Origin of the sequence: Streptomyces sp. NPDC090119 (genome assembly GCF_044747085.1) — a bacterium.
Classification (GTDB): domain Bacteria; phylum Actinomycetota; class Actinomycetes; order Streptomycetales; family Streptomycetaceae; genus Streptomyces.
Map to the genome: position 1 here is coordinate 377,467 of NZ_JBIVDK010000003.1, position 16,494 is coordinate 393,960.

At 69.5% G+C, this 16,494-nt stretch carries 15 protein-coding genes and 1 riboswitch; of the genes, 9 read left to right on the top strand and 6 right to left on the bottom strand.

Translation table 11 applies throughout. The features are described 5' to 3' along the window. The first annotated feature begins 4 nt into the window (after positions 1 to 4). A complete protein-coding gene (locus tag ACIPPM_RS14375) occupies positions 5 to 346 on the top strand; it encodes a ferrous iron transport protein A (RefSeq protein ID WP_401447196.1) in 342 nt (113 codons plus the stop codon). A 68-nt stretch (positions 347 to 414) separates the two neighbouring features. Here ACIPPM_RS14375 and ACIPPM_RS14380 read toward each other — a convergent pair whose 3' ends face one another. The 4 genes from ACIPPM_RS14380 to ACIPPM_RS14395 form a co-directional block, all read right to left on the bottom strand. Beyond that, the gene (locus ACIPPM_RS14380) at positions 415 to 1,896 is read right to left on the bottom strand and encodes a glycoside hydrolase family 3 protein (RefSeq protein ID WP_401447198.1); all 1,482 of its coding nucleotides are present in this window, start codon (positions 1,894 to 1,896) and stop codon (positions 415 to 417) included. Positions 1,897 to 1,905: 9 nt separating this feature from the next. Beyond that, the gene (locus ACIPPM_RS14385; RefSeq protein WP_388995635.1) at positions 1,906 to 2,748 is read right to left on the bottom strand and encodes a carbohydrate ABC transporter permease; all 843 of its coding nucleotides are present in this window, start codon (positions 2,746 to 2,748) and stop codon (positions 1,906 to 1,908) included. Further along, positions 2,745 to 3,734, bottom strand: a complete 990-nt coding sequence (locus ACIPPM_RS14390) for a carbohydrate ABC transporter permease (protein ID WP_401447202.1) — start codon at positions 3,732 to 3,734, stop codon at positions 2,745 to 2,747. The genes ACIPPM_RS14385 and ACIPPM_RS14390 overlap by 4 nt, the downstream gene beginning before the upstream one ends. 90 nt (positions 3,735 to 3,824) lie before the next feature. Next, entirely contained in the window at positions 3,825 to 5,093 is a 1,269-nt protein-coding gene (locus tag ACIPPM_RS14395) for an extracellular solute-binding protein (RefSeq protein ID WP_401447204.1), read from the bottom strand. A 407-nt stretch (positions 5,094 to 5,500) separates the two neighbouring features. Here ACIPPM_RS14395 and ACIPPM_RS14400 point away from each other — a divergent pair, with 407 nt between their 5' ends. The 8 genes from ACIPPM_RS14400 to ACIPPM_RS14435 all read left to right on the top strand — a co-directional run bounded on the left by ACIPPM_RS14400 (position 5,501) and on the right by ACIPPM_RS14435 (position 13,778). Further along, the gene (locus ACIPPM_RS14400; protein ID WP_401447206.1) at positions 5,501 to 6,265 is read left to right on the top strand and encodes a GntR family transcriptional regulator; all 765 of its coding nucleotides are present in this window, start codon (positions 5,501 to 5,503) and stop codon (positions 6,263 to 6,265) included. Positions 6,266 to 6,399: 134 nt separating this feature from the next. Next, on the top strand, positions 6,400 to 6,663 hold the full coding sequence (locus tag ACIPPM_RS14405; protein ID WP_393596209.1) for a DUF3311 domain-containing protein: 264 nt from the start codon (positions 6,400 to 6,402) through the stop codon (positions 6,661 to 6,663). Beyond that, on the top strand, positions 6,660 to 8,270 hold the full coding sequence (gene mctP, locus ACIPPM_RS14410) for a monocarboxylate uptake permease MctP (RefSeq protein ID WP_401447209.1): 1,611 nt from the start codon (positions 6,660 to 6,662) through the stop codon (positions 8,268 to 8,270). Before ACIPPM_RS14405 ends, mctP begins: the two co-directional genes overlap by 4 nt. Positions 8,271 to 8,347: 77 nt before the next feature. Continuing rightward, entirely contained in the window at positions 8,348 to 8,854 is a 507-nt protein-coding gene (locus tag ACIPPM_RS14415) for a GNAT family N-acetyltransferase (RefSeq protein WP_401447211.1), read from the top strand. 40 nt (positions 8,855 to 8,894) lie between these two features. Continuing rightward, a riboswitch (cobalamin riboswitch) is annotated at positions 8,895 to 9,044 on the top strand. Between the two features lie 126 nt (positions 9,045 to 9,170). Beyond that, positions 9,171 to 11,555: a ribonucleoside-diphosphate reductase subunit alpha gene (locus tag ACIPPM_RS14420; RefSeq protein ID WP_401447213.1), complete on the top strand. Its 2,385-nt coding sequence runs from the start codon at positions 9,171 to 9,173 to the stop codon at positions 11,553 to 11,555. After that, positions 11,555 to 12,562 carry a ribonucleotide-diphosphate reductase subunit beta gene (locus ACIPPM_RS14425; protein ID WP_401447215.1) on the top strand — a complete coding sequence of 336 codons (1,008 nt, stop codon included), beginning with the start codon at positions 11,555 to 11,557 and terminating at the stop codon, positions 12,560 to 12,562. The genes ACIPPM_RS14420 and ACIPPM_RS14425 overlap by 1 nt, the downstream gene beginning before the upstream one ends. A gap of 20 nt (positions 12,563 to 12,582) precedes the next feature. Continuing rightward, positions 12,583 to 12,822, top strand: a complete 240-nt coding sequence (locus ACIPPM_RS14430) for a hypothetical protein (RefSeq protein ID WP_401447217.1) — start codon at positions 12,583 to 12,585, stop codon at positions 12,820 to 12,822. Beyond that, positions 12,816 to 13,778, top strand: a complete 963-nt coding sequence (locus ACIPPM_RS14435; RefSeq protein ID WP_401447219.1) for a GlxA family transcriptional regulator — start codon at positions 12,816 to 12,818, stop codon at positions 13,776 to 13,778. Before ACIPPM_RS14430 ends, ACIPPM_RS14435 begins: the two co-directional genes overlap by 7 nt. 28 nt (positions 13,779 to 13,806) lie before the next feature. Here ACIPPM_RS14435 and ACIPPM_RS14440 read toward each other — a convergent pair whose 3' ends face one another. Together ACIPPM_RS14440 and cyc1 are read right to left on the bottom strand one after the other, a co-directional pair. Beyond that, positions 13,807 to 15,177, bottom strand: coding sequence for a cytochrome P450 (locus ACIPPM_RS14440; RefSeq protein ID WP_401447221.1), 1,371 nt, complete (start codon positions 15,175 to 15,177; stop codon positions 13,807 to 13,809). Beyond that, positions 15,174 to 16,256, bottom strand: a complete 1,083-nt coding sequence (gene cyc1 / locus ACIPPM_RS14445; protein ID WP_401447223.1) for an epi-isozizaene synthase — start codon at positions 16,254 to 16,256, stop codon at positions 15,174 to 15,176. Before cyc1 ends, ACIPPM_RS14440 begins: the two co-directional genes overlap by 4 nt. Positions 16,257 to 16,494: the final 238 nt, after the last annotated feature.

A 16,494-nucleotide genomic window follows, 5' to 3' on the forward strand; every position in this document is an offset into this window, starting at 1 on the left:
CGGTATGACAGACACTTCCGACCCTGCCTCCGCGAACGCGGCCGACCGCCGGGCCGTGGAGCACCTGCTCGGTCGTCCGTTGAGCCAGACCTGGCCGACGGGCGCCCTGGCACCGGGCAGCCGGGTCAGGGTCGTCCGCGACCCGGACTGGGACGGCCCCTGGCAGGTCGAGTTCACCGGGACGATCGATGCCATGGGCGCGCCCGAACCCGACCAGCACGCCCGGGCGCTCAGTGGTGAGCTGCTGTACTGGGTGACCTTCGACGCCCCGCAGTACGACTGCGACGGGTGCGGCCCCTATCGCAAGGCCCGGATCAGCGGCCGGTACCTGCGGGCCGAGCCGTAGCCCGAGGCGCTTGTCCCCATGACCCACGGGGACAAGCGATGACCTACGGGGACAAGCGCAAGGAGCACCTACACCCCCGCGATGACCTCCGCCGCCGCCCGGCCGCAGACGCGGGCCGCGCCGTGGGTGGCGAGGTGGAGCTGCCCGCGGGGCGGGGCCTGCGGGACGCCCATCTCGACGACCACCGTGTCCGGGCGGGCCGCGAGGAGCGTGGTCAGGGCCTTCGCCATCCAGGGGTGCCGGTGTTCGTCCCGGACCACCGCGACCACCCGGCGCTCCCCCGCCGCCGCGAGGACGTCGGTGCCGGCCGAGTCGCCGGTGAAGCTTCCGGTGAGCGTGCCCGGCAGCAGCGCGGCCAGCTCGGCGGCCACTCCCCAGGGCGTCTCGTCGCCGACCGCGATGTTGGCGACCGGGGTGAAGGCGGCGACGTAGGGCGCCTCGGTGAGCGGGGTGAAGGACTCGCCGCCGGTCACCGTCAGGGCCCGGCGGGCGGCGCGCAGTCCGGCCTCGGGGTCGGGGGCGGTGTCGCTGGTGGTCCCGTTCGCCGTCCAGGCGGCGAGTTCGCGCACCCGGCGGGCGGCGTCCGCGAGGCGTTCCTCGGGGAGTTCGCCGGAGCGCACGGCGGCCACCAGGGCGTCGCGCAGCCGCCGTACCGTCTCGTCGTCGGCCAGGCCGCCGCCCACGCAGATCGCGTCGGCACCGGCCGCGACGGCGAGGACGCTGCCGTGCTCGATGCCGTAGGTGCCGGAGACCGCGCGCATCTCCATGCCGTCGGTGACGATCAGGCCCTGGTAGCCGAGTTCGCCGCGCAGCAGGTCGGTGAGGACCGGCCGGGAGAGGGTCGCTGGGCGGTCCGGGTCCAGGGCGGGGACCAGGATGTGGGCGCTCATCACCGCGCGGGTGCCCGCCGCGAGGGCGGCGCGGAAGGGCGCGAGTTCACGGGCGTGCAGCACGTCGGCGGGTACGTCGATGCGGGGCAGCGCGTGGTGGGAGTCGACGGCGGTGTCGCCGTGGCCGGGGAAGTGCTTGGTGCAGGCCGCGACCCCGGCGGACTGCAGGCCGGTGACGTAGGCGGCGGTGTGCCGGGCGACCAGGGAGGTGTCGGCGCCGAAGGAGCGGACGCCGATGACCGGGTTGTCGGGGTTGGAGTTGACGTCGGCGGAGGGCGCCCAGTTGAGGTGGACGCCGCAGGCGGCGAGGCGGCGGCCGAGTTCGCGGGCGACCGCGTGGGTCAGCTCCAGGTCGTCCACCGCGCCGAGGGCGTGGTTGCCGGGGAACGAGGAGCCGGTACGGGCCTCCAGGCGGGTGACGTCGCCGCCCTCCTCATCTATGGCCACCAGTACGTCGGGGCGTTCGGCGCGCAACTGGGCGGTGAGCGCGGACAGTTGCTCGGGCGAGACGATGTTGCGGCCGAACAGGCCGACCGACGCGAGCCCCTCGCCGAGGCGGCGCAGCAGCCAGTCGGGGGCGGTGGTGCCGGTGAAGCCGGGCTGGAGGACGGTGAGCGCGTCGCGCGTCAGGGTGTCGGTACCGCGGGCGATTGTCGTCATCGGGTGGCGTTATCCCTTCACGGCGCCCGCGGTCAGCCCCGCGGCCATCTTGCGCTGGACGAGGAGGAACAGCACGACGATCGGCACGGCCATCATGGTGGCTCCGGCCATCATCGGGGCGTACTCGGTGCCGTGCTTGGTGGTGAAGTTGCCGAGCCAGACGGTGGCCGTCTGGTTCTCCTGGCTGAGCAGCATGAGGGCGTAGAGGTACTCGTTCCACGCCTGGATGAAGCCGTAGACCGAGGTGGCGACCATGCCGGGGGCGAGCAGCGGGAAGACCACGCGGATGAAGGCGCCGGTGCGGGAGCAGCCGTCGACCATGGCCGCCTCCTCCAGTTCGCGCGGGATGTTGACGATGAAGCCGCGCAGGGTCCACACCGTGAACGGCAGGATGAAGGTCAGATAGGTGATGATCAGGCCGGTGAGCTTGTCGTACTGATGCAGGTCGTTCAGCAGCAGGAAGACCGGGATGATCATGGCGACGAGCGGGACCATCTGGACCGCGAGGATGCCGACGATCACGATCTTCCGGCCCCGGAAGGCGAACCGGGAGATGGCGAGCGCGGCGAGCATGCCGACGACGACGCCGATGAGGACGACGGACAGCGAGACGACCAGGCTGCGGCCGACCGGCCCCCAGAAGTCGGCGATGTCGAAGGCCCGGCTGAAGTTGTCCAGGGTGAACCCGGTGGGCAGCAGGCTCGGGTCGGGGTCGATGGCGTCCTTGGCCGGTTTGATCGCGGTGTCGAGCATCCAGTAGACGGGGAAGCCCGCGGTGGCGAAGACGAGGAGGCCGAGGATGTTCCAGCCGGCCTTGGAGGTCCGGCGGGCGGGGGAAGCCGTGCTGGTCACTCGACCTCTCCGATCTTGAGCATCTGGCGCATGTAGACGGCGACGACGCCGAGCAGCAGCACCACGGTGATGAGGGCGATGGCGGAGCCCTGGGCGTAGTCGTTGACCACGAAGGCGCGGTCGTAGGAGTAGGTGGTCAGCAGCTGGAACTGGGCCTCGGGGTGGCCGTTGCGCATCACGAAGACCTGCGGGAAGACGCCCATGTCCCAGATGACGGAGAGGGTCGTCAGCATGACGACCACCGGCTTGAGCACCGGCAGCGTGACGTACCGGAAGACGCCCCAGGAGCCCGCGCCGTCCAGCCGGGCGGCCTCCTCCAGCTCGGCGGGGACCTGGGTGAGTCCGGCGCTGAGGGTGATGACCACGAAGGGCACCGCGCCCCAGACCACCAGCAGCATGATCACCGCGAGACCCTCGGGGCCGCTGGCGAACCAGTTGTGGCCGATCAGGTCGACGCCGGGCAGCTTGCTGATGAGGGCGTTGAGGATGCCGTAGTCGGCGTCGAAGAGCCACTTGAAGACGGTGGTGGCGACGATGACGGGCATGCCCCAGCTGGCCACCAGCGCGACGTTGATCAGGGTCTTCACCCAGCCGGAGACCCGCTGGAGCAGCAGGGCGATCAGCATGCCGAGGACCATCGTGAGGAGGACGGCGCCGGCGGTGAAGACGACGGTGCGCAGCACGACCTGCCAGAAGTCGCCGTCGCCGAGCACCTTGGAGAAGTTGTCGAAGCCGACCGACTCGGGGTCCTTGAAACCCCAGAGCTGGGACTGGCCGAACTTCTGGAACGACAGGGTGACCAGCCGGACCAGGGGGTAGCCCATGACACCGGCGAGGATCAGCAGACAGGGCGCGAGGAGCAGCCAGGGAGTGGTGGCGCCGCCCTTGGCGGAGGCCGGGCGGCGGGGCCGGGGCGGCGGTCCGGGCGGGGGTGCCTGCCGCCGCGGCGGCACCTTTGCAGGCGTGGTCGTGTCTGCGGCACTCATCGCGCTCCTCGGCGATCCCTGAAGTCCTGTGCAGGCGGTACGGCGGTCGCCGCGCGGGCCCCTGGGGGGTGCCCGCGCGGCGTACCCGGGTCACTTGGTGTTGATGACCTTGTCGATCGCGGCGTCCGCCTCCTTGGCGGCGTCCTGGACCGACTTCTTGCCGGTGCCGATCTGCTGCAGCATGGTCTGCAGGACCTGCGCCTTCTCCACCTGGCCCCAGCCCGGCGCCATCGGCACGAACCAGTTGGACTCGGCCGCGGTGGCCGGCACGACGGTCGCCGGGTCGTTCTTCAGGGTGGCGAGGTCGGTCTTGTTGTTGGGCAGGTTGCCCTTGGCCATCAGGGCCTTCTGGCCCGCGGGACCGGTGAAGGCGTTGATCCACTCGGCCGCGACGTCCTGGTTGCGCGACTTCACCGGGACGGCGAGGTCGGAACCGCCCAGGAACACCGGCATGTTCTTGCCGGACGGACCGGGCATCACGAAGTTCTCGAGGTTGTCCTTGAGCTTCCCGGTCTTGTCGTTCTTCGGGTCGGCGGAGGTCGCGCCCTCCCAGGCCGCCGCGAAGATCATGGCGGACTTGCCCTGGCCGTAGACGAGGTAACGGTCGGACTCGTCCTTGGTCTTGTCGCCGTGCATGTACTTGTCGACGACCTGCTTGAACGCGGTGAGGCCCTTGACGGACTCCGGCGAGGACAGCGACGCCTTCCACTGGCCGCCGTTCTCCTTGGCGATGGCGCCGCCCGCGTCGTAGACGAAGGACATCGCCGCGTACCAGTCACGGGTGGGCTGGTACCAGGCGTTGAACTTGTCGCCCTCCTTCTTCTGGATCTTGTCCAGTGCGGAGGTCAGCTCGGCGTAGGTCTTCGGCGGGGTCTTGACGCCGACCGAAGCGGCCACGTCCTTGCGCCAGTTGGCGACGCGGCCACCGGCGTAGTACGGCACGCCGTAGGTCTTGCCGTCGTAGGTGACCGAGGTCTTCAGACCGTCGAGCCAGGCGTCGGAGGCCGCGAACTTGGCGGGCTCGACCGGGGCGAAGGCGCCCTTGACCATGTAGCCGAGCATCTCGCTGTTGCCCATCTCGACCACGTCGGGGGCCTTGTCGGTGGCGAGGACGGCGTCCAGCTTGGCGTTCTTGTCCGGCCAGCCGTAGTACTCGTGCTTGATCGTGAGGTCCGGGTGCTTCTTCATCACGGCGGAGTCGGCGGCCTGGACCAGGTCCGGCCAGTTGTTCTGCGCGTCGACGGTGAGCCAGACGGTCAGCTGGTCGCTGTCGCCCCCCTTGCTGTCGTCGCTGCCGCACGCGGCGACGGAGACGATCATGCCCGCGACACCGATCGCGGCTATCAGTCTGCGCTTCACGCCATCCTCCTCAGGGATGCCCACAACCCCCCTGCCTCCCCGCGGTGTCACACTTGCGCGTCGTACCGCCCTCGGAGCCGGGACTGGACCAATGGTGTAGACCAGCACCGGGAGCTTGGCCCAGACCAAAAGGGCTGTCAAGGGTGTTCAGGTGGGGTCCGGGCGTCCGTGACGCGACCGAGATATGCAGGGACCTTTCATTGCGCAACCGACAGATCGGACGGACCAGTTCCGGTGGACCACTGGCCCGTCCCACACGGGTGGACTAGACCAACCGGGGGTGCGGCGGTATACAGGGAGATCACGGAGCGTGCGGGTGAACCGGCCGCGCGCGGCCGTGCCACGATGTGAGCCGTGACCGATGGCGATGTCGGTCGCCATCGGCATCCGGAGCCGGGAAGGCAGCCATGAGCACCGACGTCAGCAGGGCGGAGAACGAGGCCGGCGCGACCGTCCGTGCCGCGCGCGTGCCCAAGTACTACCGTCTGAAGAAGCACCTCCAGGAGATGACGGAGACGCTTCCGCCGGGCACGCCCGTCCCGCCCGAGCGGACACTGGCCGCCGAGTTCGACACCTCCCGCACCACCGTCCGCCAGGCGCTCCAGGAGCTGGTGGTCGAGGGGCGGCTCGAACGCATCCAGGGCAAGGGCACCTTCGTCGCCAAGCCCAAGGTCGCCCAGGCGCTGCAACTCACCTCCTACACCGAGGACATGCGCGCCCAGGGTCTCGAACCCACCTCGCAGCTGCTGGACATCGGCTACATCACGGCCGACGACCGGCTCGCCGGGCTGCTGGACATAAGCGCCGGGGGCCGGGTGCTGCGCATCGAGCGGCTGCGCATGGCCAACGGCGAGCCGATGGCCATAGAGACCACCCACCTCTCCGCCAAGCGCTTTCCCGCGCTGCGCCGTTCGCTGGTGAAGTACACCTCGCTCTACACCGCGCTCGCCGAGGTCTACGACGTCCACCTCGCCGAGGCCGAGGAGACCATCGAGACCTCGCTCGCCACCCCGCGCGAGGCGAGCCTGCTCGGCACCGACGTGGGTCTGCCGATGCTGCTGCTGTCCCGGCATTCCGTGGACCGCGAGGGCCAGCCGGTGGAGTGGGTGCGCTCGGTCTACCGGGGCGACCGCTACAAGTTCGTGGCGCGGCTCAGGCGTCCGCAGGACTGACGGGTTCCGCTCACACCGCCCCCACCAGCTCACATCGTCGTATCGATACCCGGACGAGGGGTTCCGCTCCGCCGTGCCGTCACCTAGATTGCGTGCGCATTACGCAGTGATCAACGAGGGGACGGAGCCGCAGCATGCCCGAAGATTCCGAAGTGAGGCCACCGGTGGTGACACCGGTCCGTGTGGTCATCGGCCTGTGCCTCGTGGCGCCGTTCGTGGCGATGCTGTGGGTCGGTTCGTTCTCCAAGGTGGACCCGACGCTCATCGGCATCCCGTTCTTCTACTGGTACCAGATGCTGTGGGTTCTGGTCTCCACCTCGCTCACCGTGACCGCCTACCAGCTCTGGCAGCGTGACCAGCGCTCCCGCAAGGCCAAGTTCGGGGGTGCGTCGAAGTGAAGGACGGCGTCAACGGCGTGGCGCTCGGCGTCTTCGTCTTCTTCTTCCTGGCCGTCACGGTCCTCGGCTTCCTGGCCTCACGCTGGCGCAAGGCCGAGAACGAGCACTCGCTGGACGAATGGGGCCTGGGCGGCCGCTCGTTCGGCACCTGGATCACCTGGTTCCTGCTCGGCGGCGACCTGTACACGGCGTACACCTTCGTCGCGGTGCCCGCGGCGATCTACGCGGCCGGAGCGGCCGGGTTCTTCGCGGTGCCGTACACGATCCTGGTGTACCCGCTGATCTTCACGTTCCTGCCCCGGCTGTGGTCGGTCTCGCACCGGCACGGCTATGTCACCACCTCCGACTTCGTGCGCGGCCGGTTCGGTTCCAAGGGGCTGTCGCTGGCGGTGGCGGTCACCGGCATCCTGGCGACCATGCCGTACATCGCGCTCCAGCTCGTCGGCATCCAGGCGGTGCTGGACGTGATGGGCGTGGGCGGCGGTGAGGACACCAACTGGTTCGTGAAGGACCTGCCGCTGCTGATCGCCTTCGGTGTGCTGGCGGCCTACACCTACTCCTCGGGTCTGCGCGCCCCGGCGATGATCGCGTTCGTGAAGGACACGCTGATCTACATCGTCATCGCGGTGGCGATCATCTACATCCCGATCAAGCTGGGCGGCTTCGACGAGATCTTCGCCAAGGCGGGCGAGAAGTATGCGGCGGCCGGTGCGGGCGGCATCGTCCCGGCCCCGGCGGGCCAGTGGACCTACGCCACGCTGGCGTTGGGCTCGGCGCTCGCGCTGTTCATGTACCCGCACTCGATCACCGCGACGCTCTCCTCCAAGAGCCGCGACGTGATCCGGCGCAACACCACGATCCTGCCGCTGTACTCCCTGATGCTGGGCCTGCTGGCCCTGCTGGGTTTCATGGCGATCGCGGCCGGGGTGAAGGTCACCAACGGCCAGCTCGCGATCCCGCAGCTGTTCGAGAACATGTTCCCGGACTGGTTCGCGGGCGTGGCCTTCGCGGCGATCGGCATCGGCGCCCTGGTCCCGGCGGCGATCATGTCGATCGCGGCCGCGAACCTGTTCACCCGCAACATCTACAAGGACTTCATCAAGCCCGACGCGACGCCCGAGCAGGAGACCAAGGTCTCCAAGCTGGTCTCGCTGCTGGTGAAGGTGGGCGCCCTGGTCTTCGTCCTCACCATGGACAAGACGGTGGCGATCAACTTCCAGCTGCTGGGCGGCATCTGGATTCTGCAGACCTTCCCGGCCCTGGTCGGCGGCCTGTTCACCCGCTGGTTCCACCGCTGGGCGCTGCTCGCGGGCTGGGCGGTCGGCATGCTCTACGGCACGCTCGCCGCCTACGGCGTCGCCTCGCCGACCCAGAAGCACTTCGGCGGCTCGGCCAAGGAGGTCCCCGGCATCGGTGAGATCGGCTACATCGGCCTCACCGCGTTCGTGCTGAACGTGGTGGTCACCGTGGTCCTGACGTTCGTCCTGAAGGCCGTGAAGGCCCCCGACGGCATCGACGAGACCAAGCCCGAGGACTACACGGCCGACGCGGGCGACCCCGGCGTCGAGGTCGAGCTGCCCCCGGCGACGGCGGGCAGCACCCACTGACCCACCGACACCCCACCTGGCACGGGCCGCCGTGATGCGAGAGCATCGGCGGCCCGTCGTCGTACACACTCACGGCCATGGACTTCCTCATCAGACCCGCCGCACCCGCCGAATACACCGCCCTGGGCGAGATCACCGCCCGGGCGTACCTCGAGGACGGGCTGCTGGACTTCGGCGCGGACGACGCGTACCTCGGCGAGCTGCGGGACGTGCCCCGGCGGGCGGCCGCCGCGGAGATCCTGGTGGCTGTGCGCGGGGGCGTCCTGCTCGGCGGGGTCACCTTCGTCCCGGCGGGCGGACCCATGGCCGACATCGCGGGTCCGGGCGAGGCCGAGATCCGGATGCTGGCGGTCGCGCACGCCGGCCGGGGCCAGGGGGCCGGGGAGGCGCTCGTACGGGCCTGCGTGGCCCGGGCACGGGCCGTCGAGGGCTGCCGGAGCCTCGTGCTGTCCACCCAGCCGACGATGCACGCGGCCCACCGGATCTACGAACGCCTCGGTTTCCGGCGCACCCCGCACCGCGACTGGAACCCCCTCCCGGGCGTGCTGGACCTCGCCCTGCTCACTTACGAGTTGACCCTCTGAAGCCGCCGGGACACACAACAGACACAACATCTGGGGGTGACACGACAGCCCAGCACTAGATGTATGCTCGTGCTCGCTGTCGTCGCAGGGGAATCCGGTGCGAATCCGGAACTGTCCCGCAACGGTGTACTTGCGTGCTTCGTGCACGCCAGCGTCAGTCCGAGGACCTGTCGACAGCGGCGCGCCCGGCCGTCCGGCCCGGGTGCTCAAAGACGTCCGGGCCTCGTGGAGTGGGCCGGTGGACGCGACGCCGTGCGCGCTCGTGCCTCCTCACACCCTCCGCCAGGTCCCCGTGCCCAGCGAGGGAGAGCCCCACGTGACCATCGCGCCTGCCGACCCGGCTTCAGCCACCCCGGCGACCGAGGCCCCTGTGGAGAACGACGGCCCCGGGGTCGCGCTGCTGCGGACCCTGACCGAGCTGACCGCCGACCTCCCCGACGCGGACCCCGGCCGGGTCGCGGCCGCCGCGCTGCGCGGCCGGTCGGCGCGTGCCGACGAGGCGGAACTGCGCGAGCTGGCCACCGAGTCCGCCGCCGGTCTGATCTCGGAGGACCCCGCCTACTCCCGGCTGGCCGCCCGGCTGCTCACCCTCTCCATCCGCGCCGAGGCCGCCTCGCAGGGCGTGACGTGCTTCACCGAGTCGGTGACCGTGGGCCACCGCGAGGGCCTGGTCGCCGACCGCACCGCCGACTTCGTGGCGCTGCACGCCGCCCGGCTGGACGCCCTGATCGACACCGGCGCCGACGACCGGTTCGGCTACTTCGGCCTGCGCACCCTGCACAGCCGCTACCTGCTGCGCCACCCCATCACCCGCAAGGTGATCGAGACCCCCCAGCACTTCATGCTGCGCGTGGCGAGCGGTCTCGCGGAGAACGACAGCGCCCCGGCCGTGGACGAGGTCGCCGCGCTGTACGGCCTGATGAGCCGCCTGGACTACCTGCCGTCCTCCCCCACCCTGTTCAACTCCGGTACGCGCCACCCCCAGATGTCGTCCTGCTACCTGCTGGACTCCCCGCTGGACGAGCTGGACTCGATCTACGACCGCTACCACCAGGTCGCCCGTCTCTCCAAGCACGCCGGTGGCATCGGCCTGTCCTACTCCCGCATCCGCAGCCGGGGTTCGCTGATCCGCGGCACCAACGGGCACTCCAACGGCATCGTGCCGTTCCTGAAGACGCTGGACGCCTCGGTGGCCGCGGTGAACCAGGGCGGACGGCGCAAGGGCGCGGCCGCGGTGTACCTGGAGACCTGGCACTCCGACATCGAGGAGTTCCTGGAGCTGCGCGACAACACCGGTGAGGACGCGCGCCGCACGCACAATCTGAACCTCGCGCACTGGATTCCGGACGAGTTCATGCGCCGGGTCAACGCCGACGAGCCCTGGTCGCTGTTCTCCCCGGCGGACGTGCCCGAGCTGGTCGACCTGTGGGGCCCGGAGTTCGACGCGGCCTACCGCAAGGCCGAGCAGGCGGGCCTGGCGAAGAAGTCCATGCCCGCACGTGAGCTGTACGGCCGCATGATGCGCACCCTCGCGCAGACCGGCAACGGCTGGATGACCTTCAAGGACGCCGCCAACCGCACCGCCAACCAGACGGCGCTGCCGGGCAACGTGGTGCACTCCTCCAACCTGTGCACGGAGATCCTCGAGGTCACCGACGACGGGGAGACCGCGGTCTGCAACCTCGGCTCGGTGAACCTGGGCGCCTTCGTGGCCGACGGTGACATCGACTGGGCGCGGCTGGACGAGACCGTCCGCACGGCCGTGACCTTCCTCGACCGGGTCGTGGACATCAACTTCTACCCGACCGAGCAGGCGGGCCGCTCCAACGCCAAGTGGCGCCCGGTGGGCCTCGGCGCGATGGGCCTCCAGGACGTCTTCTTCAAGCTGCGCATCCCCTTCGACTCCCCCGAGGCGAAGGCGCTGTCCACGAAGATCGCCGAGCGCATCATGCTGGCCTCCTACGAGGCGTCCGCCGACCTCGCCGAGCGCAACGGCCCGCTCCCGGCCTGGGAGCAGACCCGTACCGCCCAGGGCGTGCTGCACCCCGACCACTACGGCGTCGAGCTGACCTGGCCCGAGCGCTGGGCCGCGCTGCGCGCCCGGATCTCCCAGGTCGGCATGCGCAACTCGCTGCTGCTGGCCATCGCGCCGACGGCCACCATCGCGTCCATCGCGGGTGTGTACGAGTGCATCGAGCCGCAGGTGTCCAACCTGTTCAAGCGCGAGACGCTGTCGGGCGAGTTCCTCCAGGTCAACGCGTACCTGGTGCAGGAGCTGAAGAACCTCGGCGTGTGGGACGCCCGCACCCGTGAGGAGCTGCGCGAGGCCAACGGCTCGGTGCAGGGCTTCGCGTGGATTCCCGAGGACGTGCGGGCGCTGTACCGCACGGCGTGGGAGATCCCGCAGCGCGGCCTGATCGACATGGCCGCCGCCCGTACCCCGTTCCTCGACCAGGCGCAGTCGCTGAACCTGTTCCTGGAGACGCCGACCATCGGCAAGCTCTCCTCGATGTACTCCTACGCCTGGAAGTCGGGTCTGAAGACCACGTACTACCTGCGTTCGCGCCCGGCGACCCGGATCGCCCGTGCCGCCGGGGGCCGCGCCCAGGAGACCAAGACCATCCCCGTCCAGCAGGCGGCCGACCCCGACGCCGTCGCCTGCTCCCTGGAAAACCCCGAGTCCTGCGAGGCCTGCCAGTAATGACCGAGAAGAATCTGCTCGACCCCGGCTTCGAGCTCACCCTCCGCCCGATGCGCTACCCGGACTTCTACGAGCGCTACCGGGACGCGATCAAGAACACCTGGACCGTCGAGGAGGTCGACCTCCACTCGGACGTCGCCGACCTGGCGAAGCTCTCCCCCGAGGAGCAGCACCTGATCGGCCGCCTGGTGGCGTTCTTCGCCACGGGTGACTCGATCGTGGCGAACAACCTGGTGCTGACGCTGTACAAGCACATCAACTCCCCCGAGGCGCGGCTCTACCTGAGCCGTCAGCTCTTCGAGGAGGCCGTGCACGTCCAGTTCTATCTGACGCTGCTCGACACCTACCTGCCCAACCCCGAGGACCGCGCGGACGCGTTCGCGGCGGTGGAGAACATCCCCTCCATCCGGGAGAAGGCCGAGTTCTGCTTCAAGTGGATCGACTCGGTCGACAAGCTGGACCGGCTGGAGACCAAGGCGGACCGCCGCAAGTTCCTGCTGAACTTGATCTGCTTCGCCGCGTGCATCGAGGGCCTGTTCTTCTACGGCGCCTTCGCGTACGTCTACTGGTTCCGGAGCCGGGGTCTGCTGCACGGCCTGGCCACCGGCACCAACTGGGTGTTCCGCGACGAGACGATGCACATGTCGTTCGCCTTCGACGTGGTCGACACCGTCCGCAAGGAGGAGCCGGAGCTGTTCGACGACCAGCTGGAGCAGCAGGTCAAGGACATGCTCCGGGAGGCCGTCGACTCCGAGCTGCAGTTCGCTCGTGACCTGTGCGGTGACGGCCTGCCCGGCATGAACACCGAGTCGATGCGGCAGTACCTGGAGTGCGTCGCCGACCAGCGCCTGACGCGGCTCGGCTTCGCCCCGGTGTACGGCTCGGAGAACCCGTTCTCCTTCATGGAGCTGCAGGGTGTTCAGGAGCTGACGAACTTCTTCGAGCGCCGCCCGTCGGCGTACCAGGTCGCGGTGGAGGGCACCGTGGACCTGGACGAGGACTTCTGAGTCTTCTGAACCTCCCTTCCGTGGTCCTTCTGGGCCTGCCTGAGCTGTCGGTCGACGCGCCGGTCGCGCACGATGCCGATCACCGAGGGCAGGACCAGGAGGGCCAGGATGCCGAGGGTGGCGACCATTCCGATGAGACCTTGGATCTGGTTTCCGTTCATGTCATCAGCCTCGCGCTGAACGCTGCTGTCCAACACTGGCAGGACTGCCGCAAGCCCTCGAATTCCTGCCAGTGCCGAGGCACACTGGCAGCATGCTGAAGAACGTGGTCGCGGTCCTGCTGGACGGAGTGCACCCCTTCGAGCTGGGGGTGGTGTGCGAGGTGTTCGGCATCGACCGCAGCGAGGACGGACTGCCGGTCTACGACTTCGCGGTGGCCTCCGCCGAGGGTCCCACCCTGGGCACCCACTGCGGCTTCACCGTCTCCACCCCGCACGGTCTGGAGCGGCTGGAGGAGGCCGATCTGATCGCCGTCCCGGCCGGGGAGTCCTACGCCTCCCGCGACTATCCCCCCGCACTGCTGGACGCCCTGCGCCGGGCCGTGGCCCGCGGCGCGCGGGTGCTCAGCGTGTGCACGGGGGTGTTCGTGCTGGCGGAGGCCGGGCTGCTGGACGGACGCCGGGCCGCGGTGCACTGGCACAACGCCGACGAACTGCGCAGGCGCCACCCGCGCGTCACCGTCGAGCCGGACGTCCTCTACATCGACGAGGACCCGGTGATCACCTCCGCCGGCACGGCGGCCGGTATCGACGCCTGTCTGCACCTGGTCCGCAAGGAGCAGGGCACCGAGGTCGCCAACAAGATCGCCCGCCGGATGGTGGTGCCCCCGCACCGGGACGGCGGCCAGGCCCAGTTCATCGAGCGCCCGCTGCCCAAGGGCCCCTGCGACACCGTGGGCGAGGTGCTGGTGTGGATGGCGGAGCACCTCGACGACGAGGTCACCGTCGAGCAGCTCGCCGCCCGCGCCCACATGTCCCCGCGCACCTTCGCCCGCCGCTTCCAGCAGGAGACCGGCACCACCCCGTACCGCTGGGTCCTGCGCCAACGGGTGCTGCTGGCGCAGCGGTTGCTGGAGGGGACGGACGAGACGGTGGACTCGATCGCCTGGCGGGCCGGGTTCGGCAACGCGGCCGCGCTGCGCCACCAGTTCGTGCGGGCGCTGGGCACCACCCCGAACGCCTACCGGCGCGCGTTCCGGGGCCCCGAGGCCGCCTGAACGCACGCCGGTCCGGGCGTATGGCTCCTCACCACTCCACGGGCTCGACCAGCAGCCGGTGCGGGCGCAGGGTGATGCCCACGCGGGTGCTGGCGTCCGAGTCCTCGACCTGACGGAACCGGTACTTCGCCGATATCGCCGCGACGATCAGGCTCAGCTGGGCCATGGAGAAGTGGTCGCTGGGGCACTTGCGGTTGCCGACGCTGAAGGGGCTCATGGCGTACTTCGGCACCTCCTCGGCACGCTCCGGCAGCCACCGGTCGGGGTCGAAGTCGAGGTGGCGGGCGTAGGAACGCACATCGCGCTGAATCGCGTAGGGGCTGTAGATGATGTCCGCCCCGGCCGGAATGCGATAGTCACCCAGTGCCGTGTCGGTGAGCGCGCGACGCGTCAATATCCATACGGCGGGCCGCAGTCGGAGGGCCTCGACGACGACATTGTTGGTATGGCTGAGCTTGCGTACGTGCTCGAATCCGACCGGTGCGCCACCGGTCACCGATTCAACTTCCGCGCGCACCTTCTCGGCGTGCTCCGGATGGTCCGCGAGGATCTCCAGGAGCCACATGATCGTGGAGGCGATTGTCTCGCTTCCGGGGGTGAGTATGGCGACGACCTGGTCGTGGATCTCCTGTTCGCCGATGGGATCGCCATTGTCGTCCTTCGCCTCCAGCAAAGCCGTCAGCAAATCGTCCGGCTTTTGACCGGATGCCCTCCGCTCGGTGACGATCTCGTCCACCAGCAGATGCAGATCGGCCAGTGCCCGGTTGAATGCGCGGTTGGACGGGAACGGCAGCCGGTACAGCGGACCGAGCGGCAGCACCATGCGCCGGTACATGCCCCGGAAGACGGCGCCGAGGTCGTTGCTCAGGCGTTCCGCGCGCTCGTCCATGTACTGGCCGCGCAGCAGGCAGCGGGCCGCGACGCGCACGGCGACCCGGAAGGACTCGGAGGTGGCGTCGATCGGCACGCCGGGCCGCCAGCGCTCGGTGAGGGCGTGCGCCTCCTCCTCCATGATCGGCCCGTAGGCGGGGATCGCGGCGAGCCGGAACGCGGGCTGGATGGTGCGCCGCTGCCGCCGGTGCAGCGGGCCGTTGGCGGTGGCCACGCCCTGCTTGCCGAGCAGCCCCTCCAGGGACTCCCACACCGGTCCGTCGATCTTGTAGTCGGGGCTCAGCGCGAGTGCGCCGGTGAGCGCCGGCGCGGTGACGGCGTACACCGTCTTGGGGCCGAGCTTCAGGCGCACCACCTCGCCGTGGTCGCGCAGTTGGGACATGAACGCGAGCGGGTCGCGGGCCAGTTTCAGGCCGTGCCCGAACACCGGGACGGCGCCCCCGGCGAGGGGCGGGTCCTTCAGTTCGGCCACTTCCCGCGTCTCGGGATCGATGGCGTCGACGGTCATTTCTCACCTGCCGCTTCGTTGTTGACGTACGGGGGTGTGGACCGGTCCTCCCAGCTGTCGACCATGTAGCGGCCGGACTCGTGGTGGAACCAGTAGACGGTGCTGAACCAGTTCCGCATATTGCCGACACAGGTCCGCACGGCGGCGCTCAGTTCCTTTCCGCGCACGGTGCCGTCGTCGAGTTCGCCAGCGAACTCCATTGCCTCGCGCTCGGCTTCGGTGAATTCGGCGATGCAGTTCTCGATGCGCCGCCGCATTTCCTCGACGGCTTCTTCGAGAGTGAGCCCGGAATGGGTGATGAGGCTTATTCCGAGATTGTGCACCTCGTCGCCCGCTATCTCCTTCGGCAGCGAGCACAGGTCGTTGTACCAGGCGGCGAATTCCTGGCTCAGCAGGGCAGCGCGCCGGAATGCCGGGTTCTTCCGCACCGGGTCCGGGAGTTGGCGTCCGGCGCTCGGTTCCAGGAGGTCGGTCCATATCCAGTGCGCGAAGGTGAGCCGCCGCAGCGCGAGGTACTCCTCGACGCCGGGGACGCGGCCCTCGACGCGGTTGTGGAACTCGCGGTCGTACGCCTCGATCACCTCGTGGAAGTGCCGGGCGAACCGCTGGTTCCAGGTGGGCGGCAGGAACGCGTAGAGCCGCAGCACGCTGTCCGCGAAAGCGGCGACCAGCGCGTCCTGGTGGTGCAGATGGTCCCCGGGTGCGTCGAGCGCCGCGTGGAGACGCTGCCGCAGCCGCCGCCAGTCCTCGGGCCTGCCGTGCACGATGTCACGGTCGTGCCGGTCGTCCCAGACGAAGAACCAGGCGCTGTAGTCGGCTATGGCCTGGAGGACGTCGTCGGGGGCGCCCAGGTAGTACCCGGCCATCAGGTCCGTGTAGCACAGGTCGTCGGCGTACTCGCGGACCTTGTCCGGGGACATGAGCCGTTTTTCCAGCAGCCACTGCCGGGTGTTCTCCTGGAGCTTCGGCCAATACGGGTGCAGCTGCCGGGGAAAGGCGTCCTCGATCACCGGGAGTGCGAGGGACGGTGGTACCGCGACCGCTGTCGCCGATGTGGTGCCGCGTGAGAAAGCATGCACGAACAGTCCCCTCTCGACCGCCAGGACCACACGCCCCTCCCTGCCGTGCCGGGCGTGCGCCGTTGCGTATCCCCGCACCCCTATTCAGCACTACAACTGACCGTTAGGGGAACGGATTTGCTCCTTTCACTACCCCAAGTCGCCGGGATTCTTTCGGCGAACAGATGAACGAACAGCCACGACGCCCGGCCGGGATGGTCCCCGGCCGGGCGTCGTGGCTGTTCGGTGCGGTGGCGCT

Bases quoted from the DNA above. Each gene is read 5' to 3' on its own strand.
- ACIPPM_RS14375 (WP_401447196.1), top strand. From the start codon at position 5: ATGACAGACACTTCCGACCCTGCCTCCGCGAACGCGGCCGACCGCCGG.
- ACIPPM_RS14380 (WP_401447198.1), bottom strand. From the start codon at position 1,896: ATGACGACAATCGCCCGCGGTACCGACACCCTGACGCGCGACGCGCTC.
- ACIPPM_RS14390 (WP_401447202.1), bottom strand. From the start codon at position 3,734: ATGAGTGCCGCAGACACGACCACGCCTGCAAAGGTGCCGCCGCGGCGG.
- ACIPPM_RS14400 (WP_401447206.1), top strand. From the start codon at position 5,501: ATGAGCACCGACGTCAGCAGGGCGGAGAACGAGGCCGGCGCGACCGTC.
- ACIPPM_RS14405 (WP_393596209.1), top strand. From the start codon at position 6,400: ATGCCCGAAGATTCCGAAGTGAGGCCACCGGTGGTGACACCGGTCCGT.
- ACIPPM_RS14415 (WP_401447211.1), top strand. From the start codon at position 8,348: ATGGACTTCCTCATCAGACCCGCCGCACCCGCCGAATACACCGCCCTG.
- ACIPPM_RS14425 (WP_401447215.1), top strand. From the start codon at position 11,555: ATGACCGAGAAGAATCTGCTCGACCCCGGCTTCGAGCTCACCCTCCGC.
- ACIPPM_RS14435 (WP_401447219.1), top strand. From the start codon at position 12,816: ATGCTGAAGAACGTGGTCGCGGTCCTGCTGGACGGAGTGCACCCCTTC.
- ACIPPM_RS14440 (WP_401447221.1), bottom strand. From the start codon at position 15,177: ATGACCGTCGACGCCATCGATCCCGAGACGCGGGAAGTGGCCGAACTG.